Origin of the sequence: Reichenbachiella agarivorans (assembly GCF_025502585.1) — a bacterium.
GTDB classification, from domain to species: Bacteria; Bacteroidota; Bacteroidia; order Cytophagales; family Cyclobacteriaceae; genus Reichenbachiella; species Reichenbachiella agarivorans.
The window spans coordinates 4,399,365-4,420,004 of the sequence record NZ_CP106679.1 but is presented as its reverse complement, the minus strand read 5'-3'; the positions used below and the strand labels follow the sequence as shown (position 1 = coordinate 4,420,004).

The window sequence follows — 20,640 nt, the reverse complement described above, 5'->3', positions numbered from 1 at the left end:
TTGTTCAACTCAGATAGAAAACTCTAAGTTAATAATAAGCGCAGAAATATGGGAGAACATGTCTCAATGATTTGCCGAATTGCATAATCTTGAATGCAATTCGGTGGAATTACCTAAGCCAAACCAGCTTGAACGAATATCTCCTGTATCTCTGGTGAGATTGGGAGTGATTTCATGGGCGGCACATTTGATCCGCCCGTATTGCCCACTGGAACTTTGCCCACAAAGGATTTTATGCCTCCAACCAATAGTCTTGGGATTTGTCCTAGTATCTCTTTGACACTCTTGATTTTGAATCCGAATTTTAACATCTCCCAGTGTACATAGCTGTGTGCGTAAGGATATTTTTGACCTATGACGTGGGCTCGTTCTAGATGAGTCCAAGCGCGATGAAGAGCACCGTTTTGGAATGACTGCTTATACTGTGTTAGTTCTCTCTCATAGAATGGAAGCAGGGATTTAGGCATGGATGTATTGAGTTTCATCAGGATTTGGTTTTTTCAACAAGTGATTACGCCAGTTGACGAATTTAGTTTCATGATCAGAATCAGGGAGAAGATGGATGGTCAATAGCATTGAGTCAAAAATATTTAGAATCCAAATAGATCATACAGCGATTAAAACTTGACGTTTAGCGATTATTTGATGATGAAATCGGTCAGATCGTCTACATTTAGTCTCATGAAAAAATGTTTATTCTTCCTCATGATATTTGCTTTGAGCCATCTAGCCTATGCTCAAGATTCTACTATAGTCAAATCCATTTATGGATTAAGTATAGCCGCTCCACAACCCAGCGGCTTGGATCAGTTTATTCAATTTATGGAAGACGAACTCGGTCCCAATGGCATCAATACACTCATTCTAAGAGTCGATTACAATTATCAATACCAGTCATATCCTCAGCTGCGCAATGAGGTGGCACTGTCCAAAAAGCAGGTGAAGCGCCTCGTCAAGACAGCCAAGTCACAGGGCATTGAATTGATTCCACAAATTAACCTGCTTGGACATCAGTCTTGGGCTGGTAAGGTGGAAAACCTGCTCAAGGAGTTTCCTCAATTTGACGAAACACCCCACGTCCAGATGCCAGAAGAGTACGTTTGGCCCAATGCGGATAGTTTGTATTGCAAGAGCTACTGCCCACTGCACCCAGAGGTTCACGATGTAGTTTTTGCTATGGTCGATGAGATCATGGAAGTCTTTGAGGCAAAGGCCTTTCATGCAGGGATGGATGAGGTGTTTTATATAGGAGATGAAAAATGCCCACGCTGTACTGGCCAAAACAAAGCAGAGCTCTATGCCAATGAAGTCACGCTGATTCGCAATCACCTGGCCGCCAATGGTCAAGAATTATGGATATGGGGCGATAGATTGTTGGAAGGAAAGGTGAGTGGCTTGGGAATGTGGGAGGCCAGTATCAATGGTACGGAGCCTGCGATAGATATGATTCCGCGAGATGTCGTGATCTGTGATTGGCACTACGATGTAGCAGAGCCCACACCAGCGATATTTGCTAGCAAAGGATTGCAGGTCATTATTTGCTTTTGGAACAAAGCAGATGTGAGTATTGCAGAGATGAAAATGATTGATTCATTCCGAGTGAATAGCAACAAAACGATGCGCCCAAAGTATCTAGGGAGCATGCAGACGATTTGGAGCAATACGGGACAATTCATAGATGCCTACCATGGCAAGAGTGACAATGTATCTAGTTTGGCTCAGGCAGAGAGTTTTCGTGCGATGATTGATTATATTCGTACGCATGACAAATGACAGGCTAGCATCCATAGACATCATCAGAGCATTGACCATGATGCTTATGATTTTTGTCAACGATCTTTGGTCGTTGACAGGTATTCCCGATTGGTTGGAGCATACCGCAGCTGCGGAGGATGGGATGGGGCTTGCCGATGTGGTCTTTCCTGCTTTTTTGTTCATCGTAGGTTTGTCTATCCCACATGCACTCAAGGCCAGAATGAAGAAGGGAGAATCCAAAGCTCAAATCATGCTTCACGTCTTGAGCAGAACTTTTGCGATGGTCGTCATGGGCTTGTACATGGTCAATATGGAGAGTATCGACGGAGATCAGATGCCAATCAGTAAGTCGTATTGGCAGATATTGATGGCCTTGGCTTTCGTCCTGATATGGAACAATTACAAAGAACCCAAAGTATTCAAAGTGATCCCTGCTTACACCCTCAAGATCGTGGGTTGGGCTATATTGATCTTCTTGGCCTATATCTACCAAAGTGCCTCTGGTGATTGGATGTTGATCCATTGGTGGGGGATTTTGGGGTTGATTGGTTGGGCATATTTGGTCTGTGCGACTACCTATTTGTTGATCGGAGATCAATGGGAGTGGATAGCCTTGACTGCCGTAGTCTTGGTACTACTCAACGTCAATGAATTCATGCATTGGGGAGTGTTGGATTTCAATATCGTCGTGAGTGCCTCCAATCATGCCAGTGTGATGATGGGTGTGTTGGTTACCGTTATCTACAGCAAGTTGGTCGCCAGAGAGCAGGTGAAATTGGTGCTGCCAGTTTTGATTAGTCTGGCCTGTGTATTGATTATTTTTGGCTTGTTGACCAGACCTGAGTGGGGGATATCCAAAATCAGGGCGACTCCTTCGTGGACTGCTATATGTGCGGGTATCAGTACTGTAGTTTTTGTCCTGCTCTATGTGTTGACAGACCTGAAAGGAATTACAAAATGGGCTCAACCCATCGCTGCTGCGGGATACAGCACATTGACTTGCTACTTGATTCCGTATTTTGTCTATCCGATTTTGACTTTGGTGGGCTTTGATTTGCCTGATGTACTGACGACTGGTGCATTGGGATTACTCAAATCGCTGCTGTTTTCGGTGTTGATTATCCAAATCACGGCTTTACTTTATCGAGCTAAGATTAGTTTGAAGATATAAGACAAGTAGATAGCTAAGAGTCCAATGATAGACCTTAATGATAATCTTTAGACTTTTCCCAAACCTAAGTCCTAAATAAATGTCAGTATTGCCCCTATATAGTAGATAGTAAGCTTTCGTCTTGATCTGGTAAGGTTACCCCATCTCTTTTCTTAGTCACATCGAAGAAAAGCAAAAGCACAAGTAGCCAACTACTTGCGGTACAATAGCCTCGACTTACCGTATGATTGACCAAAACCTTATATATCTTTTTAGAAAAAGATATATAAGGTTTCTTAAAAAGATATATATCTTATTTAAAAAAGACTTATATCTTTTTAGTTAAAGTTAAGTATCCCCAAGGTGATGGTTGCTTATCGGGATGACAAAGTCAAGTCACAAAGAGGTCAAAGTAACGTTAACTCAGTGCTGAGAGAAGCTATTCTGATCGAAACCAAAAGGTAGGTTAGCGAGGGAGCAAGGGGAGATTGTTTCTATTGACGAAACCTATCAGGTTTTTAAAACCTGATAGGTTAGAGGTGAATGCCTCGACATCATCTCCCTAGGTCTGGGTATTTTTCGTTCATAGAGAGGTTTATGGGTAGTGTGTTGTTACTTAATTGGGGAGAAAGGCTTATTCTTGGACACAATTTATAAACTACAGACACTTTTAAGCACATAGTTGTACTAGAAGTGAATGAAATGAAGAACCTCTTATTTTGCTTTTAGAAAAGCTGCCGATTAAGGACGTACACCTCTTTCATAATGCAATCTTTTTAGATAGAAACTCAGAACTCTGGAAGAAAATTGATGAAGGCTTAATAGAAAGCCACTAACATGACCTATCATTAATGGTGATCGCAACGACGGCTTTTCTTTCCATGGTGATTTAATGTTTTGCGTCTGATCCCAAAATCAACTAAACTTAGGGTAACAACATTTGAAAGACCATGAGTGAGCACCCATATCCCCACCTGTTTGCGCCTTTGGATTTAGGCTTTACTACCTTGAAAAATCGATCCTTGATGGGGTCTATGCACACGGGACTAGAAGAGGCCAAGGATGGTTTTGAGCGATTGGCGACTTTTTATGGAGATCGCGCCAGGGGAGGTGTAGCACTCATCGTCACTGGAGGTGTGGCACCCAATCGTCAGGGTTGGGTGGGGCCTTTTTCTGCCAGGATGACTAAAAGCAGCCATGCCAAGAAACATCGCCTGATTACTGACCGTGTGCATGCCGAAGGTGGCAAGATTGCCATGCAAATCTTGCACTCAGGACGATATGGTTATCATCCTCTCAATGTGGCTCCCTCAGCTATTAAATCTCCAATTTCCCCCTTCAAACCTTTTGCTCTGAGTCGTAGAGGTATCAAATCTACGATCAAGGATTTTGCCAACAGTGCCTATTGGGCAAAAGAGGCGGGATACGATGGTGTAGAAATCATGGGCTCGGAAGGCTACCTGATCAACCAATTCATCGTCTCCAAAACAAATCGCCGTACAGACGAGTGGGGAGGTAGCTATGAGAACAGAATCAAATTTCCTATAGAGATAGTCAAGGCAGTCAGAGAGGCGGTAGGGCCAGAGTTTATTATTATCTACCGCTTATCCATGTTGGATTTGGTGCCAGGAGGGAGCAGTTGGGAAGAAGTCGTACAATTGGCCAAGGAAGTCGAAAGGGCTGGTGCGACGATCATCAATACAGGGATTGGTTGGCATGAGGCGAGAATCCCGACGATCGCAACGATGGTGCCCAGAGGGGCTTTTTCTTGGGTGACTAAGAAACTCAAGGAAGAGGTGAGAATTCCTCTGATCACAACCAATCGCATCAATATGCCGCACATAGCTGAGGAGATATTGGCGGCTGGTGATGCCGACATGGTGTCTATGGCGAGACCTTTTTTGGCTGATCCTGAGTTGATCAACAAGAGCATGGAGTCACGAGAGGCAGAGATCAATACTTGTATTGCTTGCAATCAGGCATGTTTGGATCATGTATTCAAGCGCAAGATTGCCAGTTGTTTGGTCAATCCTCGTGCTTGTCATGAGACCGAGATTGTTTTAAGTCCCGTAGCAAACAAGAAAAAATTGGCAGTCGTCGGTGCTGGGCCTGCAGGTTTGGCATTTGCCACCTCAGCAGCTGAGAGAGGTCATGAGGTCGTACTCTACGATGCAGCTCCACAGATCGGAGGACAGTTCAATATTGCCAAGAAAATACCAGGCAAGGAAGAGTTTTATGAAACTTTGAGGTACTTTCAAAAGAGAATTGAAATCACAGGAGTTAGTTTAGAACTAAATACCCAAGTAGATGCAAAACTCCTACAAGAGGGACAATATGATGAAATCATCATTGCTACAGGCATCAAACCACGCAAACCACGGATCGAAGGAGTAGATCATCCCAAAGTGCTGTCTTATCTGGATGTACTCAGAGATGAAATGCCCGTCGGAGCAAAAGTCGCAATTATTGGGGCAGGAGGGATTGGTTTTGATGTTGCTGAGTATTTGACACATGCAGGCGTGAGTACCAGCCTTGATACAGCTGCCTTTCTCAAAGAATGGGGTATTGATCCTAACAATGATGTACGTGGAGGAATAGATGGAATCAAGGCAGAGCCACTTACCGCCCCCCGACAAGTCACGATGTTTCAGCGCACCAAAGGCAAAATGGGCGCGAAGCTGGGTAAAACCACAGGTTGGATCCATCGATTGGCTCTCAAAGGAAAGAAAGTGCAGATGATCACTGCTGTAACCTATGACAAAATAGATGACAAAGGGTTACACTACACCAGAGACGGCAAACAGCATGTATTGGAGGTGGATCAGGTGGTCTTGTGTGCAGGACAGTTGTCTGAAGATGGCTTGGCAACTGAGCTGGAGGCATTGGGACAGAAAGTTACCAAAATAGGAGGGGCAGACTTGGCACTAGAACTGGACGCCAAGCGTGCCATCAATCAGGCCGTCCGCTTGGCATCCAAGGTATAATGTTACTTGTAAGTCTCTATTTTTTTAGATTTCACAATTTGCTTGCTTAGTTTTTTGGAGAACTTCCCAATGGCTTCTTCGATTTCTCCGACTCTCATTTTGGAGGTGTTGGTGAAAATGATCTTCTTTTCTCCCGTGTGATATAGATCGGATTTGATCTCGATGATGTTAGAACTCACCGCGTCAAAGTAGTTGCCATAGGCATAATCTCCCCATGCATATACGCCCGTGTTGTTGATCACCACACCACTGCTGTTGTACGAAGGAGTGCCTGCGCCAGTATATTGTGACCGTTGGTTGTATGAGTAGGCATTTTGCTCTTCTACATCGATTAGCTTGACCAGTAGTACGCCATCTGCATTGTTTTTCTTACATGTAGCCAACACATCTTCCTCTCTGACATGTTCGAGTCCAGCCAAGCGCGTGTTGTAACTCAAGACAGTATGGACGCCCTTATCCGAAAAATCAAAAGAAAGCTCTTCTTCTAGTGTCTTTCTGTTTTCGACGTTTCTCACCAAGACGATGATCAACAACCTTTCAATCTTTGGCTCGTTGTCTTCTTTGGTTTTTTTGTCAAGCGGTGTGTTGGCAAAAGAACCTTGGAATAGGAAGATGGAAATAAAACAAGTAAGTAAAAATTGCTTACGCATATGGTGATTGTTTTTTTGAAACTTCAATATTAGTCATAACTACTCAGTTGATGCAGAGGCATAATGATAATTTGAAGGAAATAGTTGGTTTTTATTCTTTGACGACCTTGAGAGGAGGTTCATTGATTTCAAAGAAAGTGCCAGTGCGATGGTCTTTCTCCATGGTAAATGACATGGATTGATCGTCTGACGTATATACAAAATCGCCACTGCTAGCCAGTGAATCAAAGTAGAATATCACAGGTGTAGCGAAAAATTGGATTTCTACTTCGAAGGCATGGTGCATGGGATAAACGATGGCATATGAGTCGCCGACCTTGTAGTTGCCGTCGAACTTTTCCTGACTGATTTCTTCAGGAGTTTTTTCGCCATTGCTTTTCTTTGGGTGGCAGGCAGATGCCAAGAGAGTGACGATTAGGATGTAACAAATTTTCATTCCTTTCATACTATTTCCTAAGGTACGGCATATGATCCATGAATGTAAAGTCCTTCCCGATTAATTTACTCATTAAAATAAATTGCAGTGAACATTAGATTGTTTTTTATTCATCCCAATTTTGAACCTAATTTACACCTTGCAGTATATAAGGTACACATGAATTTGAACGCCTGTCCATCTTTATTCAACGCAGTACATCAATGAAAGAAGTTTTTGCAGACATCATCACGATAGGTGATGAGATTCTTTATGGTCAAATATTGGACACCAATTCTCAATGGATCAGCCAGCAACTCGATGATATTGGAGTCAAAGTAAGGCGAAAGTATTCGATCTCAGACCAATCTGAGATCATCAGAGAAGCAGTGGATGAATCCTTGGGAAAAGTGCAGCTTGTTTTTGTGACGGGTGGGCTAGGTCCAACCAAAGACGACTTGACCAAAAAAGCCTTGTCGGATTATTTTGAGATGCCTTTGGAACTCAATATCAGTGCACTGGAAGATGTGGAGTCGATATTTAAGAAGTTTGGAAAGCCTTTGACAGAGATCAATAGGCAACAAGCATTTCTGCCCAAAGGTTCTACCAAAATCACCAATGATTGTGGGACAGCACCTGGGATGTGGTTTGACATAGACCGAAAAGTAGTGGTCTCTATGCCAGGGGTGCCTTTCGAGATGAAGGCCATGATGACCAAAAGTATTTTGCCAAAGATCAAGAAGCGATTTCAACTCCCAATTATAATCCACAAAGTCATCAGAACGATAGGGATTGGTGAGTCGTGGTTGGCAGAGGAAATCGCACGGTGGGAGGATGCATTGCCAGCTCATTTGGCATTGGCATACCTGCCAGGGAGGAGTCAGGTAAAATTGAGGTTGACTGGTATATCAGACGACCGTGAACTCCTAGAACTGGAGATGAATGCGCAGATATCCAATTTGTTGCCACAGATACAGCAGTATGTCTATGGTTTTGGTGATTTGGAGATAGAAGATGCGATTGGTGAACTACTCAAACAAAAGAATTTGACGATTGCAACGGCCGAAAGCTGTACGGGAGGCTATCTTTCGCACAAGCTTACATCGGTACCAGGTAGTTCGGAGTATTACTACGGGTCTGTCATTGCTTATCACAATTCGATCAAAGAAAGGGAACTTGGTGTCTCTGCCAAAACACTCGAAAAACATGGGGCAGTGAGCGAGGAAACAGCCAAAGAAATGGCTGAGGGAATCAGAAAAAAAATGAAAGTCGACATAGGAATTTCTACCACAGGTATCGCTGGACCGGATGGCGGCACAGAAGAAAAACCTGTAGGTACGGTTTGGATGGCAATTTCATTTGGTGGGAAGCTGAAAACTCAAAAAATTCAGTCACCAGGAACCAGACTACTCAATATTGAATACAGTACCGTCAAGGCCTTAGACTTCATCCGTCAAACCTTGAACGAGGCATGATTTTTAGTCATTAATCGCCTATATTGCGGCATATTCCCAAAAATAAGAATTCACACTGATATGGCTCAAGTAGAAATGGTGATGCCCAAAATGGGCGAAAGTATCATGGAAGGAACCATCCTCTCATGGCTCAAAAAAGTAGGAGAAACTATCGAGCAAGACGAATCTGTACTAGAAGTCGCTACTGACAAGGTAGATACCGAAGTACCTTCTACTTATTCAGGTGTACTACAAGAAATTTTGGCCAATGAAGGAGATGTAGTAGAGGTAGGTAAACCCATCGCCATCATAGAGGTAGACGATGCCCAAATCAGTGAAAAGAAAGAAACAGCAAAACATGAAGTAAAAGTAGCAGTAGAGGAAGCAGAGGCTATATTGACAGAGGCCATGTCTTCGCATTCTGCGACTGTTGCGAGCAAAGCAAAACCTGCTGTGCAAAAGTCTGAGTCTGGTAGATTTTATTCTCCATTGGTGATGACAATTGTGCGAGAGGAGGGAATTAGCATGAAAGAATTGGATGGATTGACAGGTACAGGCCATGATGGTCGCGTAACCAAGAAGGATATTTTGGCATTGGTGAGATCGAAAAGACCTAAGAACTATGTAGATGAACCTGGCATAGGGTCAAAGGCTAGTTCGAAATCAAAATCGAAATCAATACAGCCTGCTCCGGCGATTTTCACAGGAGAGGATGAGATCATCGAAATGGATCGAATGCGCAAAATGATTGCCCAGCGCATGTTATCGTCGGTGCAAACAGCACCACATGTTACTTCCTTTGTAGAGGCCGACGTGACAGAGCTGGTCAATTGGAGAAACAAGTACAAGAAATCCTTCATGCAAGAACATGGTCAGGCATTGACGTTTACGCCGATATTTATAGAGGCAGTAGCCAATGCGATTAGGGACTATCCGATGATCAATGTGCAAGTAGAAGGGAGCAAAATCATCAAAAAGGGTAATATCAATATTGGGATGGCTGTTGCATTGCCATCAGGTAATCTGATCGTGCCAGTAATCAAAAATGCTGATAGACAAGGGTTGAAGGAATTGTCATTTGCGGTCAATGATCTTGCCAAAAGAGGAAGAGATAACAAATTGACACCTGATGATTTGAGTGAGGGTACTTATACGATTTCCAATGTCGGTTCTTTTGGCAATGTCATGGGGACACCGATATTGGTTCAGCCACAGGTAGGCATTTTGGCGCTTGGTACGATAGTCAAAAAGCCAGCAGTGATAGAGACACCACAGGGAGATTTTATAGGTATTCGACACAAGATGTTCTTGTCACACTCCTATGATCACAGGGTGGTAGACGGTGCTTTGGGCGGCATGTTTGTGAGGCGTGTAGCAGACTACCTAGAGCAGTTCGATACCGACAGATCTATTTGATTCTAAAGTCTAGGTCTAGCGTCTAAAATCTAACTACTAGTGTCTAGTAAACCGTTTCTATGTAGTTGAAGGTTGTGCCGAGCAAGTCCGCATAGTCTTCGCCTGCTTCTTGCATATCCTCATCATACTCTTCGTAGTACCAGTTGATGGATAGTTTTTTTCCATTTTTCTCGATCAACATCAGTTTTTTCAGAATGTCAAAAATGCATTTGGAAGAACTGGTGTTAAAGTATTCAAGTTTAAAATTGGCAACCAGTCCTCTGTCACCATGTTCGGCAAAAGCTTCAATTCCGTTGATGAGTTTGCTGTAAAAACCGATTGCATTTTCGGGACTAGATTTTCCTCGGAGTTCCAATAGTCCTCTATCTGGATCAAAAAAAATGAGAGGAGTGATTCTGGTAGGTCTAAAAACTAATTTGCTCATTGCGGGGTTTTTCTCATTCTTACTATTTTCCACAACTTCGGTTTTCCTACTCATGGTGTCATTTGTTTCCATTGGAAGCATTAGGCTCTGGGTTGAAATTTCTCTTAGAAGGCGATTGGTTTGATTCGAACTTGTCGAAAATTCAGGTACATAACTTTTTCGCTGCATGGCTAATATATCTGATATGTTTTGAAATAGTAAATTTTGACTTGAATTATTAAGTTTATAAATCAAAGTCATAGCCTCGTTTGATTTTCTATCAAGTCAGCTGTTGACAGTTGACGGTCAGTAGGATGGAGAGGCCATGTTTCTTTCTGTCTTTGTTGGTTTTGCTTTTAGATTCATGTTGAATTTGTCTTTGTATAATCCTGAATAATTGTGACAAATAAATAGCGAGGGGTCTATCTTTGATGGATGAAAACACCTCTTTTAGTGGTCATCGCTGGGCCAACGGCAATAGGGAAAACAGCTGTTTCTATTGAGTTGGCACGTCATTACCAAAGTGTGATTTTATCAGCGGATTCGAGACAGTTTTATCGTGAGATGGAGATTGGGACGGCCAAACCGTCAGAGAATGAACTGGCTGCTGTACCACATCATTTCATCAATTCCCATACGATCCATCAAGTATATGATGCAGCCAGTTTTGCAGAGGAAGCCGATCGGTTGGTGATGCAATTGTTCGAGCGACATCCAGTGGTGTTTGTGGTAGGAGGGTCAGGGCTTTATATCAAAGCACTGTGCGAAGGATTAGATGAGATGCCAGAGATCCCTACATCAGTCAGAGAGCAGTTAAAAGAGGATTTCGAAGCAAACGGTTTGGACGTACTGTTGGAGGAGTTGAAAGTACATGACTTGGAATATTATAATCAGGTGGATCGGCACAATCACCAGCGAGTTATTCGTGCCTTGGAAGTGATTCGATATACGAAACAGCCTTTTTCATCATTTCGTGTGGCGAAAGGAAAATCGACAGTCAAACCATACCGGATATTGAAGGTTGGAATAGAAGAAGATCGTGATGCACTCTATGAGCGGATCGATCAGCGCATGGATGTGATGATCGCCAATGGGTTATTTGAAGAAGCCCACGCACTCTATGAACACCGCCAACTCAATGCACTACAGACTGTAGGTTACCGTGAGATTTTTGGTTACCTCGATGGGGATTATGACAAAGAAGAGGCCATCCGGCTCCTCAAAAGAAACTCTCGCCGCTATGCCAAACGCCAAATGACCTGGTTCAAAAAAGACGAAGATTTCATCTGGTTCACAAGAGATCAGGTGTCAGAGATGATAGCGTTGATTGATGAGAATTCCAATCTCGTATCTTGAGTCTTGGTTCTTGAATCTTGTTTCTATTTAATCACCCTACGGATTGTTCTTATTCTGGATTTGTAGTAGTCAGCGTAGAGGTCTGACTGTACGACACCTTTGGAGGAGGATGCGTGGATAAAATATACTTTGTCCGAGTCGGTGGAGGTGATCAACCCACTATGAAGCCATTTGTCGCCTTTTTTCTTGAATTTAAAGAATACTACATCACCAGGCTTGACACGGTTGAGGCTTACTTTTTTGCCGTATTTGGATTGGTCTTTTGAAGTGCGCGGTACAGTGTAACCTGCTTGCGAGTAGGAGTTTTGAATCAAACTACTACAGTCAATGCCTCTGGAGCTGGTCCCACCATATTGGTAGGGGGTTCCCAAGTAACTTTGGGCTGTGGTGATGACCAAATTGACCTCTTGTAATTTCTTTTTTTTCTTCTTACTCTGGGCCTGAGTGGTGGTCGAAAATAGTACTAGCAATCCAAGAAGCGTCAATAGATATTTATTCATTATGTATCATTTTTTGAATGTTTAGCCAATTTCATGCCATTGTCTCGGCAACTACTTTGCGGGTTTTAATGAGAAATAAATTTAGACTTTATTGTCTTTATTCTAATTTTGTGGAGAAATAAATTTTTGTAAAATATGTCTTGGCAGTTTGAAGAAGAAGAATTTGTACTAGTTGAAGAAAACGTAGAAGAGGGCAAAGGCTTGGTTGTATTCAATGATGAAGTCAATTCATTTGATCACGTCATTGACACTTTGATCAAAGTCTGCAAGCACGAAAGGATTCAAGCAGAACAGTGTACGTATATCATCCATTTCAACGGAAAGTGTGAGGTCAAGAAAGGAACTTATCTCGACCTAAAACCCATGAAAGAAGCCATTCTGGATGCAGGTATCAATGCCATGATCGTCTAACTTGCGGCATGGAGTTTCCAAACGAACTAATAGAAGAAGCAGTCCGAGAAATCTCAAAGCTGCCTGGAATAGGGAAGAAGACCGCGTTGAGATTGGTTCTTCATCTGCTAAAGGAGCGAGAATCTACCACAGAAGATTTGTCGGCAGCTTTGCTGAGACTCAGAAAGGAAACCAAGTATTGCCAGACTTGCCATATCATCTCCCATAGTATCGATTGTACCTGTCGTACAATCAATACCGATGTGTCGGTGATTTGTGTGGTGGTAGATACGCCAGATATGCTGGCGATTCGGAGCACAGGGCAGTACAAAGGGATGTTTCATGTGTTGGGAGGGGTTATTTCACCTATAGAAGGGGTGGGGCCAGAAGATTTACATATTGACTCTTTGATCAAAAGAGTAGAGGCATCTGCGGGAGAAATCAAGGAGGTGATTTTGGCACTGAGTGCTACCATGGAAGGTGACACCACGTCATTTTATATCTCTAGAAAACTCGAAGCAGCCAATGTGAAAATATCTAGCATTGCCAGAGGAATTCCCGTAGGAGGAGAGCTGGAGTATGCTGATGAAGTGACACTGGGACGTAGTATCATCACCAGGACTGTGTACAACCAAGGTGGATTTTAGAATCTAGGATAGACAGAGGCACGAGCCCAGAAAATCCAGAGTTGAGTATTGCGAATGGGTTGATCATCCATAATAATTGTCAACTTGCACCTATTCTGAACAAACTTTAACCAGAGTGTTAAAATTTTAAAACTCATTCCTTTCGACCTTGTCTAAAGCTTGTCTAGTTTTGCACCATCAAATTTTAGATTGAAAACAAGAGATGGAACAAGTTTCAAACAGAATCAAAAACATGGCAGAGTCTGCCACTCTGGCTATGGCCGCCAAGGCTAGAGAATTAAAAGAAAATGGAATCGACGTAATCAGTCTTAGCTTAGGTGAACCTGATTTCAAAACGCCAAAGCACATCCAAGATGGTGCAAAGGCAGCGATCGATTCAGAAAAATATTTCGCCTACCCACCAGTTAATGGTTATTTAGACCTGAGACAAGCCATTTCTGACAAGTTTAAAAACGAAAATGGACTGAATTATTCTCCAGATCAGATAGTAGTATCCAATGGAGCAAAGCAGTCTATTGCCAATATATTTCTTTCTATCCTCGATCCAGGAGATGAGGTGATTGTACTGTCTCCATTTTGGGTGAGTTATACAGCATTGGTCGAATTGGCCGAGGGTACGCCTGTATTGGTCAAAGGAGGTATTGAGAATGATTTCAAAGCTACTGCTGAGCAAGTCAAAGCTGCCATTACTCCTAAAACTAAGGCATTGATTTTCTCTTCTCCATGTAATCCTACGGGTTCGGTATTCACCAAAGAAGAGTTGGAGGCAATCGCTGCAGTGTTGAGACCTCACAACATCATTGTGATCTCTGATGAGATCTATGAGCACATCAACTTCTCAGGTGCACATGCAAGCATCGGTGCGATAGAAGGGATGCAAGAAAAAACCGTTACAGTCAATGGAGTAGCCAAGGGCTTTGCAATGACTGGATGGAGAGTAGGCTATATCGGTGCACCACTGTGGTTGGCCAAAGCTTGCAACAAAATCCAAGGTCAATTGACATCTGCCAACTGCTCTATTGCACAAAGAGCAACATACACGGCATTGACTACTGACTTGGCACCCACCAAAGCCATGTCTGCTGAGTATTTAAAGAGACGTGATTTGGTTCATGGCTTGTTGAGCGAGGTACCTGGATTTAAAGTAAATATGCCACAAGGTGCGTTTTACTTCTTCCCAGATGTAAGCTACTATTTTGGCAAGTCTGATGGTAAAATGACAATCAACAACTCTGAAGACTTCTGTGTTTTCCTTTTGGAGAGTGCTCAAGTTTCATTGGTGACGGGTGATGCATTCGGAGACCCTAACTGTATCAGGTTGTCGTATGCCGCTTCTGAAGAGAATTTGAAAACTGCGATCATAAGAATCAAAGAAGCAGTCGCAAAATTGAATTGATATAACTTTTTAGAGGGTCGAACTCTTTCGACCCTCTATTTGGTTAATTATCAGTTGATTTCATTAGTTTTAAGCTCTTAGAACCGATGAACCTTTAAATTTTGAGATGTAGCCCTTACTTTTTTGGACTCTACCTTCTGCTAGGAAGTATTTTCTTGCTTTCGACGGCAAGTGCCAAAGAGCTGCCTGAAGCACGAATGGGCGTCCTCGATCTCCGGGATTGGGAGTTTCAAAACAAAACCCCCTTGCACCTGCAGGGAGAGTGGGAGTTTTACTGGAAGAAACTCATCTATCCCAGTGAATTTGACTCATCCAATATTGATCCGGTATTTAGGCAATTCCCCAAATTATGGAAGGGGGACACGGTAGGTACTCAGGTGGTGAGATCTGATGGCTTTGCTACCCATAGATTGCGAGTAATCCTCAACTCTGTGACGCCAGAATTGGCAATATCTGTGCCTCACTTTTACAGTTCTTATATACTATTCATCAACGGAGAGTACATTTCATCCAATGGTCAGGTAGGTAAAAGTGCGTCTACTTCGGTACCCCACTGGGAGATGATTACCAGAGATCTAAAAGTCACCAACGATACACTAGACATAGTCTTGCAGATTTCCAATTTCAAGCATTCCAGAGGAGGTGCATTTGCACCTATAGAATTGGGAGAAAAGGTCATCATGCAGACCCAAAAGCGTCGTGAGGAAGCCAATGATTTGATTATGGCTTCTAGTTTGTTCTTTGTGGGGCTCTTTTTTATGGTGTTGTTTTCGTATGGTAGACACGAAAAGCAGATTTTCTTTTACGCCCTGTTTTGTTTGTTTTATAGTTATCAAGCTATCGGGTCTGGTAATTATACCTTCCATTCTTTAGTTCCTACTTTGCCGTGGATATTGACGCTTAAACTGGAGTATGTTACCTTGTTTGTCTCCGTTTGGGCATTTTCGTTTTACTCGTTCCATTTGTATAGAAGGGACACTTCCAAGATATTCTTATTCATCACCTCTGTGTTTTGTGGAGGGAGTATTTTGATGACTCTTTTCTTTCCAGTCAAGGTATTTACAGAGCTGGCATTGCCATTTTCAGTATTTGTTTTGTTCTGCTTTGCCTATATGCTGATCACCTATTCGATCGCTGTGATCAGAAAGAGAGAAGGGTCTAAATTGTCTTTGCTCAGTTCTTCTGTTTTGTTTTTTGTGGTGGGGACCAGGGTTTTTGAGTACTTCGGTTACACACATGGATCGCTTTTATTCTATTTTTTAGGGTATCAGCAGTTCTTTTTTATACAGTCCATTATTTTGTTTTACAAGTACAATCGTAAGATTGAGATGGCCAAAGAGAAAGCCGAGGCAGCAGCTAAATCACAATCCGATTTTTTATCCATGATTTCCCACGAGATTCGAACACCCCTCAATGCAGTGATCGGTCTGACCAATTATTTGATAGGAGATGAGCCTAAAAAGCGGCATGTGGATGATCTCAAAACACTCAAATTTTCTGCTCAGCATCTCCATGTCTTGATCAATGATGTGCTGGATTATAGCAAATTGGATGCGGGTAAAATAGAGTTTGAATACTTGGATACGAATATCATAGAGTTGTGTAAAAATATAGTGAAAGGTCAAGAGACCAAAGCCAAAGAAAAGGGCATATATCTTAATGTGATTTATGATGAGGATATCCCTACGTTTATCCAATGTGACAGCCTTCGTACCAGTCAAATCTTGACTAATTTAATAGGGAATGCGATCAAATTCACAAATGAAGGAGGTGTGACCTTGAGTTTGACAAAGATTATGCTGACGAAGAAGCGCATATCTATCAAATTTATTGTGGAAGATTCTGGTATAGGAATACCTAAGGACAAGCAAGCAGAAATATTCGAGCGTTTTGCACAAGCCTCAACCTCCACGACCCGACAGTATGGAGGTACAGGTTTAGGTTTGTCGATAACCAAACGCATATTAGATTTGCAGAATACAAAAATCAATGTCTTTAGTGTCGAAGGTCAAGGATCTCGTTTTTATTTTACACAAACATTCTCAATCAGTGAAAACCAAGAAAAAGTGGCAGATGTAATTAGCGAAGCGCGCAACGATTTGAAGGGGAAGAAAGTCCTACTCGTGGAGGATAACCCTGTCAATGTCATGGTAGCCAAGAAGTTTTTATCGAGATGGGATATCGAGGTGGATGTAGCAGAGAATGGAAGGGAGTCGCTAGAAAAGACCGCAACCGTTACTTATGATTTGATACTGATGGACTTGCAGATGCCTGTGATGGACGGATATACAGCCTCCAAAGAGTTAAGAAAAGGAGGTCTCAAAACACCTATTCTAGCATTGACGGCATCCGTCATGTTGGATGTGGGAGATAAGGTATATGAATATGGCATGGATGATTTTATTACCAAACCATTTGATCCAGAAGATCTCTACAACAAGATCAGATTGCATATCGAAAAGAGCCAAACACAGCTTTCTGAAAGCTAATTCGCTCTCCAGTTTTTGACAGTATTGATAAAGGTTTTGACCTTTTCAGGATTTATGTCGGGATACACTCCGTGTCCAAGATTGGCAATGTGTTGATGACCTCCAAAAGATTGTAACATTTCAATGGTTCTACGCTCGATCTCCGCATGTGAACTATATAGTACACATGGATCAAGATTGCCTTGTAGAGTCTTGCTGCCACCGATCAACTGTCTCGATTCGACCACATCCATATTCCAGTCTAGACCAATCGTTTCGCAGTTGAGCTGCCCCATACCTTGACGAGCAAAAAAGGCTCCCTTAGCAAATACAGTAATGGGCACTTCGTCTATCGCATCACAAATCTGTTGGATATATTTGAGACCAAACTCCTCATATTGGCGAGGAGAAAGAATCCCCGCCCAAGAATCAAAAATCTGAACCAAATCCACTCCTGCCTTGACTTGTGCTTTGAGATACAGGATGGTGCTCTCAGTGATCATCTCTAGGAGTTGGTGAGACAGCATGGGCTCTGCGTAGAGCATTTTTTTTGCTTTAGAAAATGTTTTGCTACCTGCACCCTCGACCATGTATGAAAATATCGTCCAAGGTGCTCCTGCAAATCCAATGAGCGGAACACGTCCTTCCAGTCTTTCTTTGGTGATCTTGATAGCATCCAGAACGTATGCTAAATCATCTTCAGGTTTGGCAATTCTTATTTTTGATAAATCGGACTGTTTTTCTATTGTGTTTTCAAACCAAGGACCTCTTTTTTCTATCATTTGATAGGGTAGACCCATGGCTTCTGGGATCACGAGAATATCCGAGAAAATAATGGCTGCATCTACTCCTAAAATATCTACTGGTTGAATTGTCACTTCTGCGGCTAACTCTGGAGTTTTGGCTAGTTCGATGAATCCACTGACACTTTCTCGGACTTGGCGATATTCGGGTAAGATTCGGCCCGCTTGTCTCATCAACCAGACTGGAATTCTTTCAACTTTTTCTCCTTTGGCTGCCCGAATCAGTAAATCGTTCTTAAGTGTCATATCTCTCGTGAATTTTGCCGCAAATATACAATCCAAATCTATCCTATGAGACTATCTACGGAGTAATCTGCCCTCTTGATTTAAAGATCTTCTTCTTCTTTCAATTGGCGGTTAACCTCTTGAATGATTTGATCCATTTCGGCAGCAGATTGATTGGCAAGCATAATCAGTTCACTGATTTTTTCAGGATTTCGTTCGTCTTCTAGTAAGCTCAAGAGGCCTAGTACATTGGATAACGGCCTTCTGATATTGTGCGAGTTCATGAAGGCAAACTCGCGGAGTTGGTTATTCTGATCTTGGATGACTTTGGTGCGTTGTAGGATGGTTTTTTCTAGGTTTTGATTGATGGTTTGTATTTTTTCATTTTGTGTATCAATCTCCTTATTGAGGGCAATGAGCTTTCTTTCATTGATTTTTTTGGATCCGTATATCCAAATCAAGAATCCGATGAGGAGCAATGCAAAAATCAATGCAGCCAAATAGAGTGTATTGAGGTATTGCTGGCGGAGTAATTGATTTTGGGACTCGTGTAGAAACCTCTCTTGTTGGGCTACTTTGTATTTTGATTCTAGCTCTATGAGATCCGTGTATTGTCCTTGTTTGAACAAACTGTCTTCTAATACATTGTACGCGGTATAATAATCAAGCGCTTCCTTGTAGCCATTCTGTTTTCGTTTGACTTGATGTAGGTAGTTCAGGATTTCATGTTTCTGAATCATGGATCTGGTGATCTCAGAGAGTTCTAGTGCGTGCTTGAGCGTATCTTCTGCAGCGTCCAGCATATTCAGCTCAAACAATGATTTTCCTAAATTCATCAGGTTATTTGCACTTTCGAAATAGTCGTTTCGCTTTTGATTCATGATCAAAGCCTTGGCAAAATATTCATTTGCAGTCACATGATCGCCTCTTTCAAGGTAGATTACCCCTATGTTGTTGATGTTAAATAGTTCCCTTTTGATGTCACCATTTGCTCTATTGAGGCGGAGGGATTGATTCAGCAATTCCAGAGCTTTGTCATATTCTTTGAGATCCTTGTGAACAACCCCCATATTGTTGAGTACATGGGCAACTGCACTGATATTGTCTGATTGTTCACAATATTTCTCACAGATGTTGTAGTAGTCTAGGGCTCTTCTGTAATCCTTTTGTTTCTGAAAATTCCAGCCTATGTTGTTGTAGACTTTGCAGAGGAGGTGATAGTTTTCTGCTTTCTCATCCAGCCCTTCTAGTGCGAGAAAGTAGTATCTCATTGACTCTTGGAGGTCATTCTCACCGTACCAGTAGGCACCTATGTCATTGTAGGTTGTGGAGATTAAATTTTGATCCTCGGTGTTGATCCCTATTTCTAGGATCTCTTCGAAATGTTTTAAGGCTTGAATGGGGTTAGTGGCCGTTTCTTCCTGTGCGATCTTCCTGAGTAGTTTGACACGGGAGTCTACATTTTCTGTCGTGTCTAACATGGCGGTTAGGCTGTCCGATTTTGAAATCAGGATAGGATGAGAAGCATTGATATCTCCTAAAAAAAATAAGATTCCAAATAGTGCTGCAAGCATTGAAATAGGTTAATGAGTACTCAAATTAGAGTATAAAATGATTTTACAAAAGGCTTGCTTCGAATAATTAATATCATTCGATAGTTTCAACTAGTTTTATAGCTCTTACTCAGATTCTGACCTGTCTTTTGCTATTTTTTTGGAAGACTTGCCAAGTGGGCTCAAAAAGTGTTTAGGGTTCTCATCGAAGTGAATCAAGAGTTGATCCAAATCTAAGATTGCTTGATTGAGATTGTTGTACAGAGAATCATCATTGATGATTTTTCCTAAACTGCCGTTACCCTCGTTGATATTTTGAATGGTAATGCGCAAATCTGATAGGGCACTGTCCAATGAGCCAAGGGTGTTTTCAAGCTCCAACTTATTGATCTTTTTGAGCGTTTGATCCGCACTTTTCAGGATAGGGTCTAGTTGTGATACCTTTTTGTCTACGTTGGTGATCAAGACGTTGACATGATCAAATGTATGTTTTAGTTTCGTATTATTTTGCTCTACCAGGGTGTTGAGATTGAGTATGGTGGTATTCAGGTTTTTGAGCGTTAGCTTCACACCTTCTCCAGTTCCCTTCATTCCTGTCAATACCTCATTGAGGTTACCGATCATGACACCAATGTCATCCGTGATGGGTTCGGCACTATTCAGAATTGCAGCGAGTCCCAAGTCTACTTCACTCGTGAGTGTGTCGCCACTTTCTAGTGGTTTTCCTTCATTTTTTATTTTCAACAAAATTGATTTACTCCCTAGAAAATCACTGTTCATCAGTGTCGCAGTGGACCCTTCTCCTACTGCAAGGTTGCCCTTGACGTCCAGTTCTACGATGATTTTGTTGTTGTATTTTTGCAATATTTCGATTTTACTTACCCTCCCGACAGCATAGCCGTTGACTATGACGGGGTTGGAAACATTGAGTCCGTCAATGTTTTGATAGATTGCGTAATACTTGTTCGTGCTTGAAAAAAACTCAATCCCTTTGAGAAAGTTGAATCCAAAATACAAAATGGCTCCTGATATAGCGGCGAAGAGTCCGACTTTTACTTCTTTGGTCACTGGTTAG

General features: G+C 42.2%; 18 protein-coding genes. 10 read left to right on the top strand and 8 right to left on the bottom strand.

What is annotated here, in order from left to right; genetic code table 11:
* Nucleotides 1-113: 113 nt before the first annotated feature.
* Complete coding sequence (locus N6H18_RS18350) at nucleotides 114-485, bottom strand: DUF3703 domain-containing protein (protein ID WP_262309739.1); 372 nt, start codon at nucleotides 483-485, stop codon at nucleotides 114-116.
* 196 nt (nucleotides 486-681) lie between these two features.
* Here N6H18_RS18350 and N6H18_RS18345 point away from each other — a divergent pair, with 196 nt between their 5' ends.
* The 3 genes from N6H18_RS18345 to N6H18_RS18335 all read left to right on the top strand — a co-directional run bounded on the left by N6H18_RS18345 (nucleotide 682) and on the right by N6H18_RS18335 (nucleotide 5,889).
* On the top strand, nucleotides 682-1,773 hold the full coding sequence (locus N6H18_RS18345; protein WP_262309738.1) for a family 20 glycosylhydrolase: 1,092 nt from the start codon (nucleotides 682-684) through the stop codon (nucleotides 1,771-1,773).
* Complete coding sequence (locus tag N6H18_RS18340; protein ID WP_262309737.1) at nucleotides 1,763-2,926, top strand: DUF5009 domain-containing protein; 1,164 nt, start codon at nucleotides 1,763-1,765, stop codon at nucleotides 2,924-2,926. Before N6H18_RS18345 ends, N6H18_RS18340 begins: the two co-directional genes overlap by 11 nt.
* A gap of 929 nt (nucleotides 2,927-3,855) precedes the next feature.
* Nucleotides 3,856-5,889, top strand: coding sequence for an oxidoreductase (locus N6H18_RS18335; RefSeq protein WP_262309736.1), 2,034 nt, complete (start codon nucleotides 3,856-3,858; stop codon nucleotides 5,887-5,889).
* A 2-nt stretch (nucleotides 5,890-5,891) separates the two neighbouring features.
* On the opposite strand, the gene N6H18_RS18330 is transcribed toward N6H18_RS18335, so the two are convergent.
* Entirely contained in the window at nucleotides 5,892-6,539 is a 648-nt protein-coding gene (locus N6H18_RS18330; protein WP_262309735.1) for a hypothetical protein, read from the bottom strand.
* A 91-nt stretch (nucleotides 6,540-6,630) separates the two neighbouring features.
* A complete protein-coding gene (locus tag N6H18_RS18325; protein WP_262309734.1) occupies nucleotides 6,631-6,975 on the bottom strand; it encodes a hypothetical protein in 345 nt (114 codons plus the stop codon).
* 203 nt (nucleotides 6,976-7,178) lie between these two features.
* On the opposite strand from N6H18_RS18325, the gene N6H18_RS18320 reads away from it, so the two are divergent.
* Together N6H18_RS18320 and N6H18_RS18315 are read left to right on the top strand one after the other, a co-directional pair.
* Nucleotides 7,179-8,429, top strand: coding sequence for a competence/damage-inducible protein A (locus tag N6H18_RS18320; protein ID WP_262309733.1), 1,251 nt, complete (start codon nucleotides 7,179-7,181; stop codon nucleotides 8,427-8,429).
* 60 nt (nucleotides 8,430-8,489) lie between these two features.
* The gene (locus tag N6H18_RS18315) at nucleotides 8,490-9,824 is read left to right on the top strand and encodes a dihydrolipoamide acetyltransferase family protein (RefSeq protein ID WP_262309732.1); all 1,335 of its coding nucleotides are present in this window, start codon (nucleotides 8,490-8,492) and stop codon (nucleotides 9,822-9,824) included.
* Nucleotides 9,825-9,867: 43 nt separating this feature from the next.
* Here the strand turns inward: N6H18_RS18315 and N6H18_RS18310 are convergent, their stop codons facing one another.
* On the bottom strand, nucleotides 9,868-10,248 hold the full coding sequence (locus N6H18_RS18310) for a DUF1987 domain-containing protein (protein ID WP_262309731.1): 381 nt from the start codon (nucleotides 10,246-10,248) through the stop codon (nucleotides 9,868-9,870).
* A gap of 414 nt (nucleotides 10,249-10,662) precedes the next feature.
* Here N6H18_RS18310 and miaA point away from each other — a divergent pair, with 414 nt between their 5' ends.
* The gene (gene miaA, locus N6H18_RS18305) at nucleotides 10,663-11,583 is read left to right on the top strand and encodes a tRNA (adenosine(37)-N6)-dimethylallyltransferase MiaA (RefSeq protein ID WP_262309730.1); all 921 of its coding nucleotides are present in this window, start codon (nucleotides 10,663-10,665) and stop codon (nucleotides 11,581-11,583) included.
* A gap of 23 nt (nucleotides 11,584-11,606) precedes the next feature.
* Here miaA and N6H18_RS18300 read toward each other — a convergent pair whose 3' ends face one another.
* Nucleotides 11,607-12,083: a C40 family peptidase gene (locus N6H18_RS18300; protein ID WP_262309729.1), complete on the bottom strand. Its 477-nt coding sequence runs from the start codon at nucleotides 12,081-12,083 to the stop codon at nucleotides 11,607-11,609.
* 135 nt (nucleotides 12,084-12,218) lie between these two features.
* Between N6H18_RS18300 and N6H18_RS18295 the strand changes: the two genes are divergently transcribed.
* From N6H18_RS18295 to N6H18_RS18280, 4 genes are all read left to right on the top strand, one after another.
* The gene (locus tag N6H18_RS18295; protein WP_262309728.1) at nucleotides 12,219-12,494 is read left to right on the top strand and encodes an ATP-dependent Clp protease adaptor ClpS; all 276 of its coding nucleotides are present in this window, start codon (nucleotides 12,219-12,221) and stop codon (nucleotides 12,492-12,494) included.
* A gap of 8 nt (nucleotides 12,495-12,502) precedes the next feature.
* Nucleotides 12,503-13,120: a recombination mediator RecR gene (gene recR / locus N6H18_RS18290; RefSeq protein WP_262309727.1), complete on the top strand. Its 618-nt coding sequence runs from the start codon at nucleotides 12,503-12,505 to the stop codon at nucleotides 13,118-13,120.
* Between the two features lie 202 nt (nucleotides 13,121-13,322).
* On the top strand, nucleotides 13,323-14,516 hold the full coding sequence (locus tag N6H18_RS18285) for a pyridoxal phosphate-dependent aminotransferase (protein WP_262309726.1): 1,194 nt from the start codon (nucleotides 13,323-13,325) through the stop codon (nucleotides 14,514-14,516).
* A gap of 155 nt (nucleotides 14,517-14,671) precedes the next feature.
* Nucleotides 14,672-17,005 (top strand): response regulator, encoded by a 2,334-nt coding sequence (locus N6H18_RS18280; protein WP_262309725.1) that lies wholly within the window; start codon nucleotides 14,672-14,674, stop codon nucleotides 17,003-17,005.
* Here N6H18_RS18280 and hemE read toward each other — a convergent pair.
* The 3 genes from hemE to N6H18_RS18265 form a co-directional block, all read right to left on the bottom strand.
* Nucleotides 17,002-18,033 (bottom strand): uroporphyrinogen decarboxylase, encoded by a 1,032-nt coding sequence (gene hemE / locus N6H18_RS18275; protein WP_262309724.1) that lies wholly within the window; start codon nucleotides 18,031-18,033, stop codon nucleotides 17,002-17,004. The two genes, N6H18_RS18280 and hemE, sit on opposite strands and share 4 nt — an antisense overlap.
* A gap of 80 nt (nucleotides 18,034-18,113) precedes the next feature.
* Nucleotides 18,114-19,586: a tetratricopeptide repeat protein gene (locus tag N6H18_RS18270; protein WP_262309723.1), complete on the bottom strand. Its 1,473-nt coding sequence runs from the start codon at nucleotides 19,584-19,586 to the stop codon at nucleotides 18,114-18,116.
* A gap of 105 nt (nucleotides 19,587-19,691) precedes the next feature.
* Entirely contained in the window at nucleotides 19,692-20,633 is a 942-nt protein-coding gene (locus N6H18_RS18265; RefSeq protein WP_262309722.1) for an MlaD family protein, read from the bottom strand.
* Nucleotides 20,634-20,640 lie beyond the last annotated feature (7 nt).

What these genes read in the sequence shown, in the direction of transcription:
- N6H18_RS18350 (WP_262309739.1), bottom strand. Translation starts at nt 485, where the DNA reads ATGAAACTCAATACATCCATGCCTAAATCCCTGCTTCCATTCTATGAG.
- N6H18_RS18345 (WP_262309738.1), top strand. Translation starts at nt 682, where the DNA reads ATGAAAAAATGTTTATTCTTCCTCATGATATTTGCTTTGAGCCATCTA.
- N6H18_RS18340 (WP_262309737.1), top strand. Translation starts at nt 1,763, where the DNA reads ATGACAAATGACAGGCTAGCATCCATAGACATCATCAGAGCATTGACC.
- N6H18_RS18335 (WP_262309736.1), top strand. Translation starts at nt 3,856, where the DNA reads ATGAGTGAGCACCCATATCCCCACCTGTTTGCGCCTTTGGATTTAGGC.
- N6H18_RS18330 (WP_262309735.1), bottom strand. Translation starts at nt 6,539, where the DNA reads ATGCGTAAGCAATTTTTACTTACTTGTTTTATTTCCATCTTCCTATTC.
- N6H18_RS18325 (WP_262309734.1), bottom strand. Translation starts at nt 6,975, where the DNA reads ATGAAAATTTGTTACATCCTAATCGTCACTCTCTTGGCATCTGCCTGC.
- N6H18_RS18320 (WP_262309733.1), top strand. Translation starts at nt 7,179, where the DNA reads ATGAAAGAAGTTTTTGCAGACATCATCACGATAGGTGATGAGATTCTT.
- N6H18_RS18315 (WP_262309732.1), top strand. Translation starts at nt 8,490, where the DNA reads ATGGCTCAAGTAGAAATGGTGATGCCCAAAATGGGCGAAAGTATCATG.
- N6H18_RS18310 (WP_262309731.1), bottom strand. Translation starts at nt 10,248, where the DNA reads ATGAGCAAATTAGTTTTTAGACCTACCAGAATCACTCCTCTCATTTTT.
- miaA (WP_262309730.1), top strand. Translation starts at nt 10,663, where the DNA reads ATGAAAACACCTCTTTTAGTGGTCATCGCTGGGCCAACGGCAATAGGG.
- N6H18_RS18300 (WP_262309729.1), bottom strand. Translation starts at nt 12,083, where the DNA reads ATGAATAAATATCTATTGACGCTTCTTGGATTGCTAGTACTATTTTCG.
- N6H18_RS18295 (WP_262309728.1), top strand. Translation starts at nt 12,219, where the DNA reads ATGTCTTGGCAGTTTGAAGAAGAAGAATTTGTACTAGTTGAAGAAAAC.
- recR (WP_262309727.1), top strand. Translation starts at nt 12,503, where the DNA reads ATGGAGTTTCCAAACGAACTAATAGAAGAAGCAGTCCGAGAAATCTCA.
- N6H18_RS18285 (WP_262309726.1), top strand. Translation starts at nt 13,323, where the DNA reads ATGGAACAAGTTTCAAACAGAATCAAAAACATGGCAGAGTCTGCCACT.
- hemE (WP_262309724.1), bottom strand. Translation starts at nt 18,033, where the DNA reads ATGACACTTAAGAACGATTTACTGATTCGGGCAGCCAAAGGAGAAAAA.
- N6H18_RS18270 (WP_262309723.1), bottom strand. Translation starts at nt 19,586, where the DNA reads ATGCTTGCAGCACTATTTGGAATCTTATTTTTTTTAGGAGATATCAAT.